The organism is Thalassobacterium maritimum (assembly GCF_031127805.1).
GTDB classification, from domain to species: Bacteria; Verrucomicrobiota; Verrucomicrobiia; order Opitutales; family Coraliomargaritaceae; genus Thalassobacterium; species Thalassobacterium maritimum.
Window position 1 is genome coordinate 1 of the sequence record NZ_JARXHW010000197.1, and the last position, 636, is coordinate 636.

Consider the following 636-nt stretch of genomic DNA (forward strand, 5'->3'; position numbering starts at 1 on the left):
ACGCAGCGTCAGGCTTTGAACGCGGGTGTCTTTTTTCTGCGCGAGGTGCGTAAAATGGAACTGGGAGATTTTAGCGACTATGTGAAGGCGAACCCACGTAAGTATTATCCAGTGGTGTATTCAAAAGGTGAGATCAGCCGGCTTTTGGCGGAGGTGCGTGGTCAGTGGTCTTTGATGGCTCGCTTGCAGTATGGCTGTGGTTTACGGATTTCAGAGTTGTGCCGACTACGAGTCAAGGACGTGGATCTTGAGCGAGGAAAGCTCTATATCCGAGCTGGTAAAGGCGATAAAGATCGCTGTGTACCCTTGCCGAAGTGCTTGAAGGAGGCTCTGGTTGAGCATCTACAGGAGGTGCTCAAGGTGCACGAGGCGGATCGTGCGGCGAATGTGCCGGGGGTCTTCATGCCGGGGGCTTTGGACAAAAAGATGCCAAAAGCGGGACGGCGCTGGGAATGGTTTTGGGTGTTTCCGATGAAGAGCTTATCGCGTGACCCGCGCGGTGAGCGTGATGCCCCTAGGCGGCGACACCACATCTTGCCGCGTGCGTATCAGAAGGAGCTTTCGATTGCTGCAGTGAAGGCCCAAATCCCGAAACGATCGAATTCGCATGTATTACGGCACAGTTATGCGACGCAT

1 protein-coding gene is annotated in these 636 nt (G+C 54.2%); it reads left to right on the forward strand.

Translation table 11 applies throughout. From position 1 onward, the window contains the following. Nucleotides 1–636, forward strand: a 636-nt coding sequence (locus QEH52_RS20015) for a tyrosine-type recombinase/integrase (RefSeq protein WP_308952736.1), incomplete at both ends; no start/stop codon positions are given.